Genomic DNA, 21,013 nt, shown 5'->3' on the forward strand with positions numbered 1-21,013 from the left:
TCAGAATAAGTGGCGAACGACATACACGGTCAGAAAACCGCTGCTCATAAATGCGACTGTCGCAACGATAGAACGCGGCGACATGCGTGCCAGACCGCAGACACCGTGACCACTGGTACAACCTGAGCCGAGGCGGGTACCGATGCCGACCAGTAGACCGGCGATCAACAATGTGAACCAGCCCGTATCCAGCGTGATTTCAGGCAGCGCCGAAAATTGACTATAAGTCAGCGGTGCGGCGATCATTCCCAGCGTGAACAAGGCACGCCATGCCCAGTCGCCACGCACCGGACTGAACAGGCCAGCAACGATACCAGTGATACCGGCAATGCGCCCCAGTCCGGCCATCAGCATGACCGCTGCCAGGCCTATCAGTACGCCGCCGGCTAAGGACGTTATCGGGGTAAATTCATTCCACGCAATCTGCATCACTATTCTTTCCATCTCTGAGGTTCAAACGGAGTCCCTTTATTTATGCGCTTGCTGGCAGAAAAATCGCTGGAAAGGCTTATCTGTATTGAGACTTTATACCTGTTGCTCGCCGCATCAGGAAAATCAGGCAAATTGCTGTTGCAGATAACGGATGATATCGCTCGATTCATACAGCCAGCGGACCTTGCCCTTGTCATCGGTGATTTGCAGACACGGTACTTTCGGGCTGCCGCCCTGTGTCAGTAAAGCCTGACGGTGTTGTGCTGATTTTTGTGCATCGCGAAATTCCACTGTGAGCGATAGTCGCCGCATTTCCTGACGAACCTTGATACAAAACGGGCAGGTCGTGAATTGATACAAGGCCAGTTTCTGGCAGGCTGCATCGACTTTCGCCTGGTCTTCCGGAGCGCGGACGATGCCTTGCGGTCTGCTCAGACGTTCTTTGAGCAGCATGAAAGGGCCGAGTATGGCCCGCAATAATCTGAAAAAAAGCTTCATTAGTTCTTTCCGTGACGGTTTGCTGGCATGCAGCAAGAAGAGCGCCATTGTAAGTCAGAACGGCAGGTATCTGCTGACGCTTACAGGCTGAAAGAGTGAGTTGGATACTGACTTTTACGGGGAATAGCAGTGTGGAATGCGGTCGATGCAACAAATTTAAGGCAGTGAATCATCCGGCACAGACAAATGCGCTGACACAGCGCCGGTAGTTGCGATGATCTCTTACTACATCGTTTAAATCGACTGTGGGCAGATTAAATGTACTGATCGATACGGTTGCCTAGCGTTTCCGTCGGATGTGCAGCGGGCGTGGCATTCTGGGTGTCCTGAACATCTGAGGTGGCATTGTTGCTTGCCGCCTCATTGATGGCTTGCGACTGTTCCAATTTCAGACGGGCTATTTTTTGTTCAACTTCAGCAATTTGCAGCCTGAGTTGCAGCATTTGTCGTTGCGACGCTTCGGTCGTTGCTGTTTTTTCTGCGTCGGTCAACTCTTTTTGTAATGTTGCAAGTTGTCTTTGCAGTGCGGCGATTTGCGCATGACTGGCTGCGCTGATGGCTGAGGTGCTGCCGACGGCGGTGGCGGCATCGACTGGATTGACAGGCATATATCCCTCCGGCGAGATTGAACTGTATTTCGATTAACGCGCGTTGCTGGTTGATCGCAGAGTCGGTTCGCAAACCATCGACTGTCCGCTTCATGACGTTAACGGCACAAAAAGCGTCAACCTCAGGGGAAGGAGCAAAATAAGCAAAAAAACAACACTACAGGCGAACAGCTTGGCTGATTTGCGGGATCGTGGAAGGTTAATTTGTGGGATATAAGCGGGATATATGTGACATAGCGATGGGATATGTCTCTGTCTTCTATATTTGATGCGGCTTCTGGCCTGAAAACCGGCTGCAAGCCAGAAACAATAAGGAGGTGAGAAAACGAAGTGATGCAAGTTAACGCAGACGCATGCCGGGTGGATCGCATGCGTCTGTTGCGGCAGATTTGCGGCAGATTATTTTGCCGGGATGCGTTCCAGTACCGCCAGCAACAACGTCCAGTATTGACCAACGGTTTCGATATTCACCATTTCGTCAGGGCCGTGCGGATAACGGATGGTCGGGCCGATGGAGACCATATCCAGTTCAGGATAATGCTTTTTGAACAGACCACATTCCAACCCCGCATGGATGACCATGATCACTGGTTCTTTGTGATAAATGCTTTGATAGGTATCTTTGACGATCGCCATCACCGCAGAGCTGGTGTCAGGCTTCCAGCCCGGATAGCAACCGGAAAATGCTATCTGTACGCCCGCCAGGTCGCTCAGCGATTGCAGCGTGCTTTCGATATTTTCACGACCAGTATCGATCAGCGAACGGATCAGGCACAGGATGCTCACTTTGTCTTGCGAGGTACTGATCACGCCGACATTCAGCGAGCTCTCGGTGACGCCGGTGATTTCGTCGCTCATGCGGATCACGCCGTTCGGACAACTGTTGATCAGGTTAATCAGTGTTGTCTGCGTTGCTGCGTGCAAGACCTGCGCAGGCAATGGTGTACTTTGCAGACTGAGTTTTAATGCGGGTTCCACGACGGCCAGCTCGGCTTGCAATATCGCCTGATATTGCGCGACGCGTTGCTCTAACAATGCAGCTTGTGCAGCGGCGATCGTAAAGCTGCACTGCGCTTCGCGTGGAATCGCATTGCGCAGCGAGCCGCCTTTGACGTCGGATAAAGATAATCCGAGTTCCTTCGCATGCCCGGCAAGGAAGCGGGCAATCAGCTTGTTAGCATTGCCGCGTCCCAGATGAATATTCACGCCGGAGTGACCGCCTTTCAGACCTGCGATGCTGAGCGTGAATGCTTGCTGATTTGCTGGCGCTGGCTGCCATTGCAAAGCGACGCTGATTTCGGCATCGACACCACCGGCGCAACCCATGTAGATTTCGCCTTCCTGTTCGGAGTCGGTATTGATCAGGATTTCAGCATCCAACATGCCCGCCTGCAAGCCGAACGCGCCTGTCATGCCAGCTTCTTCATCGACTGTCAGCAGCACTTCCAGCGGGCCGTGGCGAATATCGTCAGAACCCAGAATCGCCAACGCGGATGACATACCGATACCGTTGTCGGCACCTAATGTTGTACCGCTTGCCTTGACCCATTCGCCGTCGATCCACGGCTGTATTGGATCGGTCGTGAAGTCATGGTCTTTATCGGCATTCTTCTGCGGCACCATATCCAGATGCGCCTGTATCACGACAGTTTTACGGTCTTCCATGCCAGCGGTGGCTGGTTTGCGGATGATGAGGTTGCCTACATGATCGACGACCACCGGCAGGCCACGTTGTTTTGCCCATTGCTGGATAAATTCGCTGAGTGCGGCTTCGTGCTTGGATGGGTGTGGAATTGCACAGATTTGTTCAAACCATTGCCATAAAGGCTGAGGGAAAAGTTGATGAATTGCGGTTGTCATGATTGTCCTGTGTAGCCTTTTGCGCCCATGTATATCCATGTGTCCGCTTGTTTACGGCTGAGGGCAAAAGTTTAACATAGGCATCATCCTGAGCCGATAGCAGTTCATGCTCCTCAGCGCAAGGCATGTCGCGCTGTTTTGACCAGCTTCGCAGACAAGCGCGCCAGACGTGGCGACTGTACTTTCCAGCGATGCCAGTACAAGGTGGCATCAACCGGGTGGGCCGGCGCGAGTCTGACGAGTCCGGATTCGCCCGGGATCTCTTGCAACATCAGCTCGGGAATCATGCCCCAGCCCAGTCCCAGCGCAATAGCACGGTTATACGGCGAGGTGGCGGGAATGTAGTGACGGGGAAACGCGTTGTCAGATAAACCGAAATGTTCAAGCAAAAACTGCGATTGCAATTGATCTTTACGATTGAATGTCAGCACAGGGGCGAGGCGTGCGCTGTCACGTTGCATTCCCTGTGGAAACCAGCGTGTGCAAAAAGCTTTGCTGGCAACCGCCTGATAACGCATGTTGCCCAGCACTTCTGCCTCGCAACCCCGCATCGCTGCTTGTTGTGCGGATATACAACCAAGCACCGTGCCGTTTTCCAGCAACGTATGGGTGTGCTCCTGATCATCAATACAGAGATCCAGCAAGATATTTTCTTTGATCAGAAAATCCGCCAGCGCAGGCAAAACCCAACTGTCCAGACTATCCGCGTTGACCGCCAGCGCAATGCTGACGGGGGCATGCGGCTGATCGGAAAACGTATCGGATAAATCCTGCTCCATTTCCGCGACGCGCCGCAGGTGCTGCAAGAATCGCTGTCCGGCAGGCGTGGCGCGGCAAGGGCGGCTACGAATAATCAGTGTGGTTCCCAGTTGTGTTTCGAGGGCGCGGATTCTTTGCGACAGCGCTGATGCGGTCAGGCTCAGCTGTTGCGCTGCGGCTTCAAAACTACCGTTGTCGATCACGCTCATCAGCGCTGCACATTGGCGGGTATCGAATTTCATTATGAAAAAATTTTAATGTAATCGTAAATAAATTAAATTTACTTCAGCTTAGCCGTGAAGCGCCGCATCATGCAAGCTTATTCATTGCAGCAGGAGCGCTAAAGATGTTCACGTTTTTCTTAAAAGGCATGGGGCTCAGTGCCAGCCTGATTATGGCTATTGGCTCGCAAAATGCCCATGTGCTGCGCATGGGCTTGCGGCGAGAGCATGTCGCTTTGACGGTGCTGGCTTGCGTGGTCTGTGAAGCGGTGCTGATCGCCATTGGCATTCTGGGTATGGGAACTTTGCTCAGCAATAACCCGCTGTGGATGCGTATCGCCAGTTGGGGCGGCGCTGCTTTTCTGTTCTGGTATGGCGTGCGAGCCATGCGTTCGGCGATGCAGTCACACAGCCTGCGGGTGAGCGGTAGCGAACAAACTATGCACTGGCGACCTGCGCTGGCAGCCGTGCTGGCGGTGACGCTGCTCAACCCTCACGTCTATCTGGATTTACTGGTGTTGCTGGGCGCTGTGGGGGCGCAACAACCCGGAGACGGAAAATTCTGGTTCGGGCTCGGCGCTTTATGTAATGCCGCGCTGTGGTACGGCTTACTCGGCTACGGTGCCAGATTGCTTGCTCCCTTATTTGCCCGTCCTCTGGCATGGCGCATTCTCGATGCCGCCATTGCCGTCATGATGTGGGCATTGGCCATTCAATTGCTGATGTAATGAAGAGATTTCGCTGATGCCGTGTTGGCTTGACGCTGATGTCAGTTTGAGTTGATCACCGCCGCAGACTATGCGAATACCTGCGGCGGTGCTTGCTAGTCAGATCAAAACTGACCGTTTAAGAAATCACGATACGCTTTCAGTGTTTCCGGCTTACTTAATGCGTTCATATGACCGGCATTGGCAACTTCTTCATAACGTTTATTGCTGCGCGGAATACTGGCAAATAATTCGCGCGCGGTGGCTGCCGGGGTCTGTACATCGTTGACACCGTTAATGATCAGCACCGGACCAGCGTAGTTACGCAAGGCGGCGCGATTATCGACGGCGGTTAACTCTTCATCAAGATTGATTTTGACGAAAGGTTTTGCAAACCACGGCACCATATTGTCGGAATAGGCGAGAGCGGTGGTTCCTGTGCCTTCCAGTACCAATGCGTCGACGGCGCGTTTGCTCGCCAGTCTTGCTGCGACAAAACTGCCAAAAGAATGACCGTGTACGACCAGTCGGCCAGGTACCATTTTGCGGGCATAGTCATACAGCGCGAGCGCATCGCTCTCCAGCTCGATCAGACTATGCGGCTTGCCGTTTGAATCACTGCGCCCAAAACCACGATAATCAAAGCTGATCACATTGGCGTTCAGTTCGGTAAACGCTTTTGCAAAACTCGTACCGTTGGCATCTACGCGAACACCACTGCCCATGAAATACAGCACCGTAAAATCAGCGCCAGGTTTGCGGATGTAAACGCCACGGCTGATCGCACCATCGGCTTGCTTGTATTCGATATTCTCAAGCTGATACGCAGGCGCAATGCTGTGTAATAAACTGATTTTCCCCGGATCTTTCGGCACGAATTGCTGTGCAGTGTAATTGACCGTCGTGCAGGCGCTGAGCGACAGCACCGACGCAAGTAATAGCAAACGCGGTGTGGTGAGGCTATATTTATTCATGCGATCTTTCATCATCGAGTACATCTGTTGGTAGGAGGTGTGTTTGTGTTGCTGATGGCAGAGTTGGTTTTGCGAAATGAATTTATTTGTTTTTATCGGATGTTGTTTCAGGCAAGCTGTTGCCGCCAGCATCTTTGCAGCGTTTGTCTTTGAAAAATGCCCATGCTTCCTCGGCAATATCGATATCTGTATTTTGTGCGCCGACCAGTCTGCTCAGAAACCACGGGTAAAACTGACTCCTGCTGGGTTCCGCATGTCCACCGCCATTGATTCTGAGTAAAACGACTTGAAGTTGTTCTGGATTGTCGCCCCAGGTGATTCGTGTGCATGAGGTCGGATTGCTTGCAGCAGATTTCGGAATATCGACGCTCTTTCCGGTTGCTGGCAGGTTCGCCAGCATGCGCCAGATATCGACGGTGTCGTTGATGCTTTTCATCGGGCTTAGCAGCGGCGTGTAAAAATATTTACCACCGCCATAAGGTACCAGCGGATCGCGGGTGCTGGCGACGATCAGAGCGGATATCGGCGTCACGGGAGCCGCGCACACGCTTTGCTGCGGCATATTAGCCAGGACGCTGGCAAACGCCGCCAACATCAATCCCAACTCTGTCGCCAAACGGTATGCCATCATGCCGCCCTTGGAAACGCCAATCACATAAATGCGCTGCGGGTCGGCCTCATGCGCTCGTATCATGTGTGCGATGAGGTTACGAATCATGCCCGTATCATCGGTCTCTGGCTTATTTCTGACATGGGCAAAGCTATCATTCCAGCCTTTTTTACTGCCGTCCGGAGCGACAACCAACAATTGTTCGCGTTCAGCAATTTCTAACCAGACGGATAAGGGCGATACCGGAAAAGCCAGCCCCATTACTTGTGCCGCAGAAGCCCCCGCTCCATGCAGAATAATCACCAGCGGACGCAAGTTCGCATTTTGTTTCCGCGGTGTTGCCATCAGGTAATGACGCGGACCGTCGGCCGTGACAATCGTGTGAGCGGTGATCACTGCTTGCCCGGGACGTTGCCGCATTTGTAGCGATGTGTTTTCGTTTGACATACTTCACTATATCCGCTGGTGATGTTCTTAATTCGCCTCAGAATTCCGAATAATCGCGATGTATTTTGGACTTCACATCAGCGATCAAACGTATGGAAATCGCGGATTCCAGCGTCTTTTTTGCGTCCTGTGCTGGTAAGAACTGACAGCTCTTGAGAAGACGGATTGCCTCCATATCCGAAGCGGTACCGCTGCTCCATTCCAGAGTCATTTTTTTGACCACTCCTTTTTTATCCAGATAAACACCGATCACAATGCCGCGTTCTTTTTCTTCGTCAGAGGCAATATGCACCGCATCTGAGGCTGCACAACTGGCGGCGATCAATTGCGGCGGCTGGTAATCAATGCCACTGATACGCCATTTGAATGTGCCTTTCAGAGGCGTTTTTTCCATATCAGGCTGATCCAATACCTTGCAGTTCTGTACGGCTTGCAGCACAGCGTCATCCAGTATGCGCCAGCCGCTGCTGTGGGCGATTTCTGCAGACATGACTTTGCCATCGGCATCGGCAATAGCGGAAATCGTGGTGTCGCCTTGCAACTCATAGCGCAGCGCATATTTGGGATAGTTGATTGGGGCGCAACGAAGAAACAGCAGCGGGTAAGACTGGCTGTCAGGGGCGTTGTCCGCCGGCGAAGCACTGATCGGGTTTTCCTGCGCAGGTGGCGTAGCGAAAGACAGGCTTGCGAATGTCAGCAGCAGACTAAAAAGTAGCGCGATTTTTTTCATATCAGTACAGACCTGTCAGAAAAGGGGATGGGGGAAATATGTGCCGTCTTGGTTGTGATACGCATCAAGCGCTACGATTGTATTCAATATTTATTTAAATTGCTTGATTGAAAGATATTAGTCTAATTACAATCTCGCGACACGATTTGTGTTTTTAATTCCGCACATTTGGTTCACACCGCGACAGCAACGACGCTGTAGAGATGTTGCGCCACTCATCTACTTCTTTTTGAAAAGGTATCGCATGCGTCAATTTTCCAGAGCAGTTTTGTTGTGGATGCTGTTGCAAACTTTGATGTCGCCCGCCGCGATAGCCAGAGACGCGGTACCGGCAGAACCGGTTGTGGTGCCGGCATCAGGCGCGGCGTCTGCGACCAATGTCAACGCAGATTCTGTGACGCCGAAAATCAATGATATGAAAATTGATATTGCCACTGCGTGCGCGATTCCCACGTATCCCGAAGCTGCCCTTCGCTATGGTATTCAAGGTGACACTGTGCTGAAGCTGATGATCGATGAGAGCGGCAAAATCAAGGCGTTTCAGTTAGTCCGCAGCAGCGGCTGGAAAATGCTTGATCTGACCGTGATGAACGCGATTATTGGCTGCCAGATACTACCCGAGGGTCGCTGGGTGCCGAGTGAAACTTATACCGCCTATCGCTGGAAGTTTGATCAGGGCTATACCAGCCCGGCAGTGCTGGAAGCGAAGACCTGCAAGTCCTCAGACAAATTACGCATCGCCGATGACAGAGATAATAAAAATAACGATGCGGGTATCGTCGTCGGTATTTATACGTCTGAGACAGGAAAAGTGCTGGATGCCAAAGTACAGTGGGGCAGTGACGATGAACAACTCGATCAGGAAAGTCTGCGCATCGCCCGATCTTGTGAATTCATGCCTGCCGAACGCAGCGGCAAGCGTATTCGTAACGCCGGTTCACTGCGCTTCGTTGCGAAGTAGTGCAATTCAGGTGACGCATTTTGAAGATGAGTACGTCCCGCAACCCTTAATGAAAATGCGGCTGCTGGCGCGAAAATGTGCCGGGAGCCGCAGATTTATTAGGGAGGATTATTGACGCGACTCTTTCGATTATCAAAACATCGAGTACCAGTTGAGGTTGACACCATGTTTATCGTCTAACCAACTATCCCATGTGTTGGGTAAAACTGAGTCTCCGCTATAGCCTAATTGAACCTTAAGAATAGGTGGAGAGCCAGTCTTAGCGATGACTGCTTTGACTTCCCTTTCATATTTTCTCCAATCACCCCAGCGATTTTCAATGTAGTCTTGTGGAACCATATTCCCCCAAGTACCAGGTCCGCCCAGGCTCGATGCAATTAAATGACCACCATCGTAGCCAGTTGTTTTGCCTTCTTCTAATCTACCAAGCCAACCAATAGTCGTTTGTATTGAGCTTCTCGGTGCCGCTGTAGACGAGATCGTACGCTCTGCCGAAATCACGCGACTCTGACTATCGGTGATTGCATTCACTCCACCATCAGTTTTATCAATACTCGCAAAATTTGCTCGCTTATTATCTAGCAAATTGTACGCAGCCTTGCCGTCACTGTTGAGATTTGCATAATTTACATATGCAAGTCCAGCACACGTACTCTTTTGCTGCACAACGTCTGTTTTGCGTCGTTGCACGGCTCCTCCTCCATCGATACCGTCAATTTTCCGTTTTATATCGATTAACTCTTTAACATTAAAGCCGAAACTTTTCGCCTCATTATCCAGATGTAGTGTTTTTTCCGAGGCCCCATGTGTAGATCCGTCTTCAGATTTTTTCTGTATTGATAAAGCCTTCGCCCCCATCACATCCGCTTCTGTCTCCAGCCCGATATCATCATTGACCGGTACGCCGCCTTTCATCTGCATCGTTGGTTTGACGCGCCCCTGCGCTTGCTGAACAACATGCCAGGCCTCATGCGGTAAGTGTTGTTCTTGTCCCGGCGCGACGTGAATATCGCTGCCTTGTGCGTAAGCGAGTGCGTTGAGTTGGGCTGGTTGGGATGAGTTGTAATGCACCTTCACATGATCCATGCTCATGCCGGAAAGAGATTCGATACCGGATTTGAGTTGATTCGGCAGACCTGTATTATTGGGCCTGGCGGTGACTTGTTCTTGTCTTTGTACAGTATCGAATTTTCCTTGCAGCAGCTCGTCTTCTTCCACGCGTTGCACAGGCGCGAATTTCCCCTGCAACAGTTCTTCGTCTTCGGTTCTTTGCGTGGTCATCAGCTTGTTTTGCAGGGGCTCGTCTTCTTCCACCCGTTGTGCGGTGCTGAACTTGCCTTGCAGAGGTTCTTCGTCCTCTACCCGCTGTATGGCGGAGAACTTCGCTTGCAACGCTTCTTCGTCTTCGACTCTTTGCAGTGCAGCGGCGCTCGCTGTTGCTTTCATTGCCTTGAGTTGGTTCGCGTGTTCACTTGCCGCCGCCATACGCTGCAAGGCTAGTAATTGAGTAGTTTGCGGACTATCGGCTGCTGTTTCTCGCAGGCGACGTTGTATAGCCGTTTGTGGTCGTGAGTCAGCAAAGCTATTTTGCTTTTCGCTGGCAGATCTCGCAGAGTTTTGCCTGAGTTGGCGAGGGGTATTCCTTGCTTCGGAGTGTGAATTGGCTGTCGCTTGTTGCAATGGCGCTGCTGAACTCATGATCGACCTCGCGTAGTGGAAAAGCTATGCGGAAAATAATCATATTAGCGAAAAAGTTGGCTTAATTGTAAATATTTTCGGCTATTAGCTAATTCGAGCTACATAACACTTCGAACGGATAGTGCATCAAACCATTGCGCCTGAATGTTCCGATTAGCGAGGGCGCATGCTGCAATCGCTCTCCGAAGAACTAAAGGAGTAAAGGAGGGGAAGAAATTAAAAATCACCCAACCTCAGATCCACACGCTGTGTTCCACATGATTCGTCGGAATATAAGTCAGATACTGCACCATGCGCGGGGTTTGACCGTGATTCGGAGTTGCGCAGTGGGGCAGTGCCTGATGCCAGATGATAAAGTCACCCGCATTGCCCGGTACGGCGCGCGTTGTCAGTGTTTCTGCCGCAATGTGCCGGATGTTGTCTTCGGGCTTGAATTGCTTGAGCCAGTCGGCGATCTGGCGATGGAAACCGGGGACGCAATGAAAGGTGCCATCGCTGTCGGCGCAGTCAGTTAAATACAATAATCCCTGGTAGCGTTCCGGTATCGGTTGCGCGATGCTGACATCCCAGTGCAGGGCACTGCCGCGAAAAGAAAAATGGGTCGTTTCCGGTGGGTTGAAACTGACGTGATCGATCGTCTTGTAAATTGCCTCACTACCGTAGAGCTGCGCGTAGGCAGCGCGAATACGTCTTGATGCACGGTTGCTGTTTAATTGCGGATGATTGTATAAGGGCAGCATCAGGCCGTGCTGTATGCATTGTGGCTGATACCAGCTTGACGGGTCTTGCAGCGTCGCTCCCGTATATTGCCAGATGGCGTCGCAACTGGCAGCACATGCCGCGGCGTCTATAACTTTGGGTAAAATCAGGTAACCGTTTTCCTGCCAGAACGCGATTTGTTCAGACGAAAGACGATAGTTGTCATCATCGGTCTCCGGCTCTTGCTCAGCTACCACATACTGTGCGCTGGTACTCGCGATCCAGTCTTGAAATTCTTCCAGAGTCGGGCGTTTTTGTAGCAAAAATCTGAGTGCTGCAGGGTGCGCAATTTGATTGGCATACAAGGCTTGTATCTGTTGTTCCCATTCTATCGATGCGCGTGCACTGGCTTGATAAGCCGGGTCGCAATGACGCTGCCATAGCGTTTTTAAAACAGGCCAGTCTTGCATGGATTTCCTCTATCGTAATTTTTGTGCTGTTTTAACGTAGCTTTCGTATGTCATGGACGGTGCAGAACGTAGTGTAAATCGCTATGGACGACTGTGCAAAAAATGCTGATGGATCAGCAGCTTATTTCAGAAGAGCTACGAAATGATCAATCTGTTGCTCCTGCATCTAAACTGAAGGTATCGGTGCGTAAGCACACCATCTTTCATTATCACGACAATTGCATTAAGGAAATTTCAGAGTGTAATCCACTATAATTGCACGCACGAAAACCCGAGCCTGTTTCCATTATAAAAGCACGATGAAGCCACTTGATATCTACACCTTAGTCTTCATGAATGCATTTATTTGTATCGGCATGAGCGTCATCATGTTTTCGGTGCATCGCACTTTTAAGTCAGAAGTGCAGGGTGTGGGGCATTGGGCATGGGCGCAGTTAATGACTTTGCTGGCGTTGCCCATACTCGCGACGCAAGGAATACTGAGTGAATACGTTGCGATTCCCGGATTTAATGGCGCGATGTTGTGGGGGCAGGGCATGACTCTGATCGGCACCCAATTGTTTTACGGGCAGAAGCCGAGCTGGCGTTTGTTTTTGTTTATCTGGGGTCTTACCATCGCTGGTTTGATGTGGTGGCTGGTAGTGAATCCTGATTTCAGCATGCGCGTGGCGATTTATTCACTGACCACTTTTGTGATGTATTGCGCGCTGATCCGCTTGGTCTGGCGTCATGGTGAGAAACATTTCAGCAGTTATTTTTTCATGGTGCTGTTATTAGTGCACGCTGGTCTGAATTTGTTGCGCGGCAGCGTTGCACTGACGTTGGATGAAACGAGTGTGAATCTGGCGAAGGGCAGCAATCTGGCGACAACCTATCTCGCAACATCGACAATACTGGTGCAGTTGTTAAGCGTCGTTTTCCTGGTGATGGCATCGCGTCGCTTAAAGGCTGTGCTTGAGCAGCGTGCGGTTGAGGATCCTCTGACTGGTGTGCTCAATCGCCGAGGTTGTGGCGCTTACTATGAACGACTGCAATTGCATGCCCGTCAGGCTGATTTTCCGCTGGCGCTGCTGGCGATAGATCTGGATCACTTTAAATGTGTCAATGATCTGCATGGTCATGCAGTAGGGGATCAGGTGCTTGTATTCGTAGTGGGAAAAATCCGTCAGTTGTTACGTGAATGTGATCAGATCGCACGTTTCGGCGGTGAAGAGTTTGTTGTGGTGTTGCCGGGAACAACGGTGGCTGAAGCGCGATTGGTCGCCGCCCGGATTCAGGCATCGCTGAAAAATGCGCATACAGATTTACCGCTCTGTACTCTCAGCGTAGGCATTGCCAGTAATGCCAGCGCAGATGATGATTTTGATCATTTGCTGCAGCGAGCCGATGCTGCTTTATATCGTGCAAAAAATAACGGGCGTGACAGTATCGAAACAGATCATGCAACACAGTCAGGCAGCGAGACACCTGTCGGGCAATAAACCCAGAATGTGCTGTCGCATCTGACGCTATCAGAGTGTGGCGACAAGGACGAAAACGCAAAGCAAAAGCTCAGGGAAGATATGTCTGAAATAGTCATCACTTTTTTGCGTCATACCGAACGAAAACAGAAAGGAAAAAAATGTTTTTACGTGGATTACTGATGTGTCTGGCGTTTTCCTCAAGCGCCAGTGCGCATGTTGTCATGGATGCGCTGAAAGTTGCGGATCAGAGTAAAGTCAGCGCATGGCATTATCGTGTGACATCCAATGAAAATGATAAGCTCAAAAGCGTAGGTGTGTTTGATCCGGCCAAAGAGAAAAAGCAGCAATGGTTGTTGGAGTCATTTGAAGGCAGAACGCCCACAGAAAAAGAAACCAGAAAATTTCTCGAAAAAATGGAAAGTGCCGAGCAGGAAATGCTGAGCGCACAGGTCGATGAGAAATCCTTACAGGCGATAGACGCGGGCAATCATCCCAGACGCTGGCGTTTTCACATGCGTAAAGACGCTGATTTACGAGGAGTGCCTCCTGACAAAATTGCAGGCATTATCACACTCAACGAAAAGGGCGATTTACAAAGAATGGAATACAGTAATACTGAAGCCTTCCGCATCAAGATCATCCTCAAAATGAACCGCATTGTTGCCGTCACTGAATATGAAAAACAGGTAAACGGGGATAATCTGGTGAAGTCCGAAATGGTAGAAACCGATGTCTCGGTGATGGGAAAAGAAATCAGTCTCAAATTACGCACCGATTATCAAATTCTCCGCCATCAATAAGCGTCATTAATAAGCGGCGTCAATAAGCGGTGTCAATAAGCGGCGTCAATAAATGCCATCTCCGGTGTATTACTTTGTTTCGCTGCGCTTACTCATGCGTGAGGTACCGCAAAACACAAACTTACAACCAGGCATTCCGATCTCAGCTTGTCGTTGCGATACCGTTGTTTATATACATCGTACTAAGACACATGTGCGGCAGCGTAGTGCAGGACACGGGTTGCTGCTTACCGCTGTGTATGATTTTACTCAAACCGATTCAACAATTTCTTGCAATAAGAATTTTTCACTGACCCTATACTGGGCAGCAATCCGGCCTGTCATGATCGTGCCCGTCACGACTCGACAGCAGCGGGAGCCAATATGTATACCAAAAATAGGGAGACTGACATGAAAAAAATCGGATTGATGATACTGGCATTTCTGATGACTGTTGCTGTATGCGGCGTGTCTTCAGCAGCAGAGGATCACGGCACTGCTGAACAGGCGACAGCAATGGTAAAAAAAGCGATTGCCCACTTTAAAGCCAATGGCAAAGACAAGGCGCTGGCAGATTTCAACGATCCTTCCAACAAACAATTCCATGACCGCGATCTGTATGTCATTGCATTCGATATGGAAGGAACCATGCTCGCATCGGCGAATACCAAACTGGTCGGAAAACCGCTGATGGATTTTAAAGATGGCGACGGAAAACTGGTGACCAAAGAAATGCTGCAGGTCGCAAAAACGAAGGGCTCAGGCTGGGTCGAATATCGCTGGCCTAATCCCATCACTAAATTGCTGGATCAAAAAACGACGTACATAGAAAAAGTCGACAACTACCTGCTTGGTGTTGGCATTTACAAAAAATAATAAATCGGTGCTTCCTTTCTTCTCCCCGCAATGAGGGGAAAGGAGCTGCATCTCAGATTGCTGTTCTTTTGCGGACCATTAAACCGGAGAGAATCCGGCAGAATGATGCTTGCTCCTGAGTTATCGGGTGATGGCAGCATCAGTAACGGTAGCAATGTGCTTGCTGACTATCACTGCGCATAAACGGCACTGTCTGTAGCTGCGAGGTTTCACGCTGACATTGCCTTATGACTTCGGTGTAAGCTTGGATCGTATTCTCAGCGACGCTTTTTTTGTGCGCATCCGCAATTGCTTTTGCGAGAGACGATTCTTTCATCTTTTTTTCTGGATTGAACCATCGATCATTTTCTCGTACAGCATCGACAATCAAGACATTTCTTAACTGACTCACCCGCGTAAGTAGCGGCGTCCTTGCCGTGATGCTTTCACTATCGTTCGACTGCGCCCGCATTGTTTCAACATCCGCCGCTAACGCTGGTGCTGTCAGGCAGTAACTGAGAAGCAGGCTAAGAATTAACTTCATATTGTGAACTACCTGAACATAGGTTTTAAAGGGATTAATAGCGGTACGCATGCCGAATAAGCTGACCTATTTTACTTGTGAATTTTTCAGCACTGGGAAACCTGTGTGTACATATCGTTTGCTTTCACGCATCAGAGGTGCAAAGCGATTGATACGTACACAGTGCGCACACACCTAAAAGAACGGATAATGGCGCCTGATTTACTTTTAACGCGCTTTTGGCCGCTTTTTTGGAACACTCCTCATGGAAATTAAAGTCAACTTTCTCGATAAGCTTCGCCTTGAAGCCAAGTTCGATGATTTCACGGTGATCGCTGATCAGCCTATTCGTTATAAAGGCGATGGCTCTGCTCCCGGGCCTTTTGATTACTTTCTGGCTTCATCGGCATTGTGCGCGGCGTACTTCGTGAAGTTGTATTGCAATACGCGCGATATTCCTACTGAGAATATCCGTCTGTCGCAAAACAATATTGTTGACCCGGAAAACCGTTACGCGCAAATTTTCAAAATTCAGGTTGAATTGCCCGCCGATATTTCTGAAAAAGACCGTCAGGGTATTCTGCGTTCGATTGAACGTTGCACGGTCAAAAAAGTCGTGCAGGAAGGGCCGCAGTTTGTGATCGAAGAAGTCGAAAGTCTCGATGCCGATGCGCAAGCCTTGCTGACCCTGAATCCAGATGCGGATGCAGCGACCTATATCCTCGGTAAAGACTTACCGTTAGAGCAAACCATCGCGAATATGTCAGGCTTACTCGCGGGTCTGGGCATCAAAATCGAAATCGCTTCGTGGCGCAACATCATTCCGAATGTGTGGTCGTTGCATATACGCGATGCGCATTCGCCGATGTGCTTTACCAATGGCAAAGGCGCGACCAAAGAAAGCGCTTTGGCGTCGGCGCTGGGCGAGTACATTGAGCGCCTGAGTAATAATCATTTTTACGCTGGTTCGTTCTGGGGCGAAGACATCGCCAATGCCGAGTTTGTGCATTACCCGAATGAAAAATGGTTCAAGCCGGGCAAAAAAGACGCGCTGCCAAAAGAGATACTGGATGCATACAGCCTGGCGATTTACAACCCTGATAAAGAACTGCGCGGCTCGCATCTGATCGATACCAATTCCGGCAATACAGAGCGTGGAATTTGTTCGTTGCCATTCGTTCGCCAATCGGATGGTGAGACGGTTTATTTCCCATCGAACCTGATCGAAAACCTGTTCGCCAGCAATGGCATGAGCGCCGGTAATACGCTGGTTGAAGCGCAGGTGCAATGTCTGTCCGAGATTTTTGAACGCGCAGTCAAACGCGAAATTCTCGAAGGTGAAATCGCCTTGCCTGATGTGCCGCAAGACGTGCTGGCAAAGTATCCCGGCATCCTTGCGGGCATACAAGGATTAGAAGAACAAGGCTTTCCGGTGCTGGTCAAAGATGCCTCGCTCGGCGGCCAATATCCTGTGATGTGCGTGACGCTGATGAACCCGCGCACCGGCGGCGTGTTTGCTTCGTTTGGTGCGCATCCAAGTTTAGAAGTCGCGTTGGAACGCAGCTTGACAGAATTACTGCAAGGTCGCAGTTTTGAAGGCCTGAATGATTTGCCGCAACCCACCTTCGTCAGTCAGGCTGTGACTGAGCCGAATAATTTCGTTGAACATTTCATCGATTCCAGCGGCGTTGTGTCATGGCGCTTTTTCAGTGCCAAAGGCGACTACGAATTTGTGGAATGGGATTTCTCTGGTCAAGGTGAAAACTCCAATGCCGACGAAGCTGCAACCTTGTTTGGCATCCTCGCAGACATGGGCAAAGAAGTTTACATGGCGGTGTACGACCAGTTAGGCGCGACGGCTTGCCGCATCCTGGTGCCGGGTTATTCAGAGGTGTATCCAGTCGAAGATCTGATCTGGGATAACACCAACAAAGCCTTATTGTTCCGCAGCGATATTCTGAATTTACATCAGCTCGATGACGATGCACTGGAAGACTTGCTCGATCGTTTAGATAACAACGAGCTCGATGATTACAGCGATATCGCCACCCTGATCGGCATTGAGTTTGATGAAAATACGGTCTGGGGGCAACTCACTGTGCTGGAATTAAAACTGCTGATTCATCTCGCCTTAGAGCAACTCGAAGACGCGCAGGATTTGACGCAAGCCTTCCTGCAATACAACGACAACAGCGTCGAACGCGGCTTGTTTTATCAGGCGCTGAATGTGGTGCTCGAAGTGAGTTTGGACGATGATTTGGAATTAGAAAGTTATGAAACTAATTTCCGCCGCATGTTTGGTAATGAGCGTATGGATGCTGTCATCGGATCGGTTAATGGCAGCGTACGTTTTTACGGCTTAACGCCGACGAGTATGAAACTGGAAGGCCTGGAGCGCCACCAGCGTTTGATTGACAGCTACAAGAAACTACACCACGCACGGACGAAATCTCAACAAGAATAGTATGTGGGACGCATCGGGGATGCCTTCCTGCAATACAACGACAACAGCGTCGAACGCGGCTTGTTTTATCAGGCGCTGAATGTGGTGCTCGAAGTGAGTTTGGACGATGATTTGGAATTAGAAAGTTATGAAACTAATTTCCGCCGCATGTTTGGTAATGAGCGTATGGATGCTGTCATCGGATCGGTTAATGGCAGCGTACGTTTTTACGGCTTAACGCCGACGAGTATGAAACTGGAAGGCCTGGAGCGCCACCAGCGTTTGATTGACAGCTACAAGAAACTACACCACGCACGGACGAAATCTCAACAAGAATAGTATGTGGGACGCATCGGGGATGCTAGCGCGCCTTGATAATGTTGTTATTTTTGACTTCGATTTTTATTGTCAAAATTTTCTTCATAATATTTTTGGAATGTTTTAGATGTTGATGCACCGGTTCTTGGATTGGAAACGGAGAAATATTCTTTTTCTTGAAATACCAAATAGCTTGGACCTAGAAAGAATAGTTTAAAGTTATCGCTCCACGATGTTGTCGCATACTCAACATGAGCCGCAAAATTTTGCCATTGCTTGTAAAGCTTATCTAAGGTGTTGATTGTTTCTATATTTGGCTCAGACTCAGACTCTGACAGTTTTTTTATTTCAAGTGTTACCGCAGCTTTGATAATTTCATAATCCTGAAGTCGATCTATAGCTTCGATATATTTTTTTAAATCATGCATTTCGATGTCGTTACGGTTCATGCTTTCTGTCATTGAAATGCATTTCAAATCTCCAATGTTTTGATTTCTTTTTTTGTCTAAGAATCGCTTCAACTGTTTTTTTAAATTTTCTTTCTCTTCCTCTTTATCGCTATGTACAGTTGGATCAACGAGAAGAGTTTCGTCGCGTTTTACTTTTTTAACTTTTGATTCTGATGATTCAGCTAGCTTGCGCTTCTTCGAATCATCAGAATCACTCTTTGTTTTTTGAGCGCTAGTATTCTTTTTCTTATAATTTGTTCCTGAAGAATTGGACGCGCCAGAATTTTCGGACTTAACGCTCTTGATTGCTCGCTCCCAAAACTCAGACCATTCGTTGTAAAGTTGATTGTTTTCCAGTCGATCAAGATTTATTTTGCACTTTTCGTATTTACTCTGAATATTGGCTAATTCTATTCCATTGAATTTCTCTTTTAGTTTTTCAAACTCTTTTTCGTAATCTATTTCGGTAGGTAATTTGCCTTTCGAACTCTCAGCGGTAGCATAGTTCGTAGCAGAACCGAATGTACCGCTCGTGAGTACCGTATCTGTATCTTCAAAAGTGGAAATATGCTCTTGTACCATGTGGTAGCTGACTTCTTGAATATCGGCGGCATTTAGCTCTTCAGCGTCCAACGATACATCCTTAGAATCCGAAATTTTAAAATTCAAATGAAAGTTTGCGTTCGAATATTCTTTGTCGTTGTTATTACTCTCTGACATCGATTTTTTAAATGGATCTTCATCAACATACTGCAAGTATGTTTTTCCTTCATCTTCGTTATTTCCAGGATTCTTTTTTTGGGTCGGCGCAGCAAATTTAGCTTTTCTATTAACTGACGCCTTGGCTTTCCAATGACTTGGAATTCTGGTTGGTATCTGAACAGCCGCAGGCATGGACGTTTTAAGCCCGGAGTTTCTTACAAATTTTCGGTCAATTAAGGTTTGTGTGTTGACTTGATAATTTTCCAGTTTATAAAAAAGCTCTACTTCATAATTAATGAACCCGCCGCTCTCGATATTAGCGCCGCGTACCATTTGCTCAATAGTGTGATTATATGAAGGGCTATTATTTTTTTCATCTTGCGGAGCAATATTCCATGCCTTATCAGCCACCCCCCCGCCGATAATCTGATTGCCGATTAGATGTCCCCCCACAAATTTAGCAACTGTAGTTTTTGCTCCCCGGATTTTCCATTCATCGCCACCGAGATGACCTATTTTTGTCTCTATTGGGTCATTTTTTCTTTCACTTCCCTTGCTATTAATTACAGCCTCTACTTTTTTGGGTCTGTCAAAATTCATTTCCTTAACTGACAACGAATTCTGAATGAAATTATCTTTGTATGCCTTTAATAAAACCTCCCTTGGCGTAGGTAAATTTGCCTCATAATCGACAGTAGTGAACTTATTTGTTCCATCGGTGCGATCACCATCTTTCAGCGACTTTGGCGGATAAGCCTCTGTAGTTTCAGTCCCGCCTTCGTATGAAAAGCCCCTTCTTTGAATGGTTAAAGGTACGACGGAATTTGATGGAAATTTAGATTTAACTTGCAGCAGATCAGTATTTTTGGGGAGTGAATGCATCGCTATCTCTCCCATCACATCTGCCTCAGCCTCCAACCCCACATCATCATTTACCGGCACCCCAGCCTTCATCTGCATCGTCGGTTGCACTCGCCCCTGCGCTTGCTGCACGACGTGCCAGGCTTCGTGTGGCAAATGCTGCTCCTGTCCCGGACCCACATGAATCTCGCTACCCTGCGCATAGGCATGGGCGTTCAATTGCGCTGGTTGTGAAGAGTTATAGTGCACTTTCACATGATCCATGCTCATGCCGGAAAGCGATTCAATGCCTGATTTAAGATGGTCGGGCAGCCCGGTGTTGTTTTGCTTAGGCGCGTCAGCTGCGTCTGCCGTGGCTTCACGCTGGAGGGGTTCTCCCGCCGATTTGACTTGCAGCGGCTCATCATCTTCTTCTTGCCGTTGCACGGCAGGCGCTTTCATCATTGCGCCCATGGTTTTGAGCTGCGTGGCACGCGTGCTGTTTTGTGCCATCTGCTGAAAGGCTTGGAGTTGGCGATTTTGTGGGCTGTTGTTGGCAGCGTTTTGCAGTTGGCGTTGTGTGGTGGCTTGCGGGCGCTGGTCTGTAAATTCACTTTGAATAGTAGTATCGCTTTGCTGACGTTGCGTTGCCAATTGACTGCTTGGTTGGTTACTGCGTTGCGCAGTTGGTGTTGCGTCAGTTTTCACGTGCTGCATCGGTGCTGCTGAACTCATGAATCGTCTCGTTTACAGGAAATGCCATCAGAAGAAGAGATCATTTTAATGGCAAAATCGACCGCTTTTCTTGATGACGTGAAAATTTAATAACGTCTGAAAATGCAAAGAAAGAAGACGATTGAAAGGTCCCGGCTAAGTGATGAGTGAACAGGGCAAGTGAGATCACAAATCGCAGCATCCGGAAAAGATATCCCCAATAAAAATGAGCCTCGTGGCACGAAAACACGCC

General features: G+C 49.2%; 18 protein-coding genes and 1 pseudogene. 7 read left to right on the forward strand and 12 right to left on the reverse strand.

Annotated elements, in window-relative coordinates:
• From H8K29_RS12600 to argP, 5 genes are all read right to left on the reverse strand, one after another.
• The gene (locus H8K29_RS12600) at positions 1 to 429 is read right to left on the reverse strand and encodes a YeeE/YedE family protein (protein WP_186898066.1); all 429 of its coding nucleotides are present in this window, start codon (positions 427 to 429) and stop codon (positions 1 to 3) included.
• Between the two features lie 126 nt (positions 430 to 555).
• Complete coding sequence (locus H8K29_RS12605) at positions 556 to 930, reverse strand: glutathione S-transferase N-terminal domain-containing protein (protein WP_186897871.1); 375 nt, start codon at positions 928 to 930, stop codon at positions 556 to 558.
• Positions 931 to 1,184: 254 nt separating this feature from the next.
• Positions 1,185 to 1,538 carry a FlxA-like family protein gene (locus H8K29_RS12610; RefSeq protein WP_186897872.1) on the reverse strand — a complete coding sequence of 118 codons (354 nt, stop codon included), beginning with the start codon at positions 1,536 to 1,538 and terminating at the stop codon, positions 1,185 to 1,187.
• 399 nt (positions 1,539 to 1,937) lie between these two features.
• Positions 1,938 to 3,398, reverse strand: coding sequence for an aminoacyl-histidine dipeptidase (locus H8K29_RS12615; RefSeq protein WP_186897873.1), 1,461 nt, complete (start codon positions 3,396 to 3,398; stop codon positions 1,938 to 1,940).
• A 113-nt stretch (positions 3,399 to 3,511) separates the two neighbouring features.
• A complete protein-coding gene (gene argP / locus H8K29_RS12620; protein WP_186897874.1) occupies positions 3,512 to 4,399 on the reverse strand; it encodes an HTH-type transcriptional regulator ArgP in 888 nt (295 codons plus the stop codon).
• 104 nt (positions 4,400 to 4,503) lie between these two features.
• Between argP and H8K29_RS12625 the strand changes: the two genes are divergently transcribed.
• Positions 4,504 to 5,106 (forward strand): LysE/ArgO family amino acid transporter, encoded by a 603-nt coding sequence (locus H8K29_RS12625; protein ID WP_186897875.1) that lies wholly within the window; start codon positions 4,504 to 4,506, stop codon positions 5,104 to 5,106.
• A 104-nt stretch (positions 5,107 to 5,210) separates the two neighbouring features.
• Here H8K29_RS12625 and H8K29_RS12630 read toward each other — a convergent pair whose 3' ends face one another.
• The 3 genes from H8K29_RS12630 to H8K29_RS12640 form a co-directional block, all read right to left on the reverse strand.
• On the reverse strand, positions 5,211 to 6,059 hold the full coding sequence (locus H8K29_RS12630) for an alpha/beta fold hydrolase (RefSeq protein WP_186897876.1): 849 nt from the start codon (positions 6,057 to 6,059) through the stop codon (positions 5,211 to 5,213).
• 82 nt (positions 6,060 to 6,141) lie between these two features.
• Complete coding sequence (locus H8K29_RS12635) at positions 6,142 to 7,116, reverse strand: PHB depolymerase family esterase (protein ID WP_186897877.1); 975 nt, start codon at positions 7,114 to 7,116, stop codon at positions 6,142 to 6,144.
• A 37-nt stretch (positions 7,117 to 7,153) separates the two neighbouring features.
• Positions 7,154 to 7,846, reverse strand: coding sequence for an energy transducer TonB (locus tag H8K29_RS12640; RefSeq protein WP_186897878.1), 693 nt, complete (start codon positions 7,844 to 7,846; stop codon positions 7,154 to 7,156).
• Between the two features lie 244 nt (positions 7,847 to 8,090).
• On the opposite strand from H8K29_RS12640, the gene H8K29_RS12645 reads away from it, so the two are divergent.
• On the forward strand, positions 8,091 to 8,807 hold the full coding sequence (locus tag H8K29_RS12645; protein ID WP_186897879.1) for a TonB family protein: 717 nt from the start codon (positions 8,091 to 8,093) through the stop codon (positions 8,805 to 8,807).
• A 132-nt stretch (positions 8,808 to 8,939) separates the two neighbouring features.
• On the opposite strand, the gene H8K29_RS12650 is transcribed toward H8K29_RS12645, so the two are convergent.
• Positions 8,940 to 10,505: a DNA/RNA non-specific endonuclease gene (locus tag H8K29_RS12650; RefSeq protein ID WP_186897880.1), complete on the reverse strand. Its 1,566-nt coding sequence runs from the start codon at positions 10,503 to 10,505 to the stop codon at positions 8,940 to 8,942.
• A 233-nt stretch (positions 10,506 to 10,738) separates the two neighbouring features.
• Complete coding sequence (locus tag H8K29_RS12655) at positions 10,739 to 11,674, reverse strand: phytanoyl-CoA dioxygenase family protein (RefSeq protein WP_186897881.1); 936 nt, start codon at positions 11,672 to 11,674, stop codon at positions 10,739 to 10,741.
• A gap of 299 nt (positions 11,675 to 11,973) precedes the next feature.
• Between H8K29_RS12655 and H8K29_RS12660 the strand changes: the two genes are divergently transcribed.
• The 3 genes from H8K29_RS12660 (at position 11,974) to H8K29_RS12670 (ending at position 14,792) form a co-directional block, all read left to right on the forward strand.
• Positions 11,974 to 13,155, forward strand: a complete 1,182-nt coding sequence (locus tag H8K29_RS12660; protein WP_186897882.1) for a GGDEF domain-containing protein — start codon at positions 11,974 to 11,976, stop codon at positions 13,153 to 13,155.
• Between the two features lie 140 nt (positions 13,156 to 13,295).
• Positions 13,296 to 13,937 (forward strand): hypothetical protein, encoded by a 642-nt coding sequence (locus H8K29_RS12665; RefSeq protein WP_186897883.1) that lies wholly within the window; start codon positions 13,296 to 13,298, stop codon positions 13,935 to 13,937.
• 390 nt (positions 13,938 to 14,327) lie between these two features.
• The gene (locus H8K29_RS12670; RefSeq protein WP_255423369.1) at positions 14,328 to 14,792 is read left to right on the forward strand and encodes a cache domain-containing protein; all 465 of its coding nucleotides are present in this window, start codon (positions 14,328 to 14,330) and stop codon (positions 14,790 to 14,792) included.
• A gap of 139 nt (positions 14,793 to 14,931) precedes the next feature.
• Here the strand turns inward: H8K29_RS12670 and H8K29_RS12675 are convergent, their stop codons facing one another.
• The gene (locus H8K29_RS12675; RefSeq protein WP_186897884.1) at positions 14,932 to 15,366 is read right to left on the reverse strand and encodes a hypothetical protein; all 435 of its coding nucleotides are present in this window, start codon (positions 15,364 to 15,366) and stop codon (positions 14,932 to 14,934) included.
• Positions 15,367 to 15,559: 193 nt separating this feature from the next.
• Between H8K29_RS12675 and H8K29_RS12680 the strand changes: the two genes are divergently transcribed.
• Together H8K29_RS12680 and H8K29_RS12685 are read left to right on the forward strand one after the other, a co-directional pair.
• On the forward strand, positions 15,560 to 17,758 hold the full coding sequence (locus tag H8K29_RS12680) for an OsmC domain/YcaO domain-containing protein (RefSeq protein WP_186897885.1): 2,199 nt from the start codon (positions 15,560 to 15,562) through the stop codon (positions 17,756 to 17,758).
• An 18-nt stretch (positions 17,759 to 17,776) separates the two neighbouring features.
• Positions 17,777 to 18,076: pseudogene (locus H8K29_RS12685) on the forward strand (OsmC domain/YcaO domain-containing protein); the annotation flags it as partial.
• 44 nt (positions 18,077 to 18,120) lie between these two features.
• On the opposite strand, the gene H8K29_RS17995 reads toward H8K29_RS12685, so the two are convergent.
• Positions 18,121 to 20,781, reverse strand: coding sequence for a DUF4157 domain-containing protein (locus tag H8K29_RS17995; RefSeq protein ID WP_186897886.1), 2,661 nt, complete (start codon positions 20,779 to 20,781; stop codon positions 18,121 to 18,123).
• Between the last annotated feature and the right edge of the window lie 232 nt (positions 20,782 to 21,013).

The organism is Undibacterium sp. CY21W, from assembly GCF_014284265.1.
Classification (GTDB): Bacteria; Pseudomonadota; Gammaproteobacteria; order Burkholderiales; family Burkholderiaceae_D; genus Undibacterium; species Undibacterium aquatile.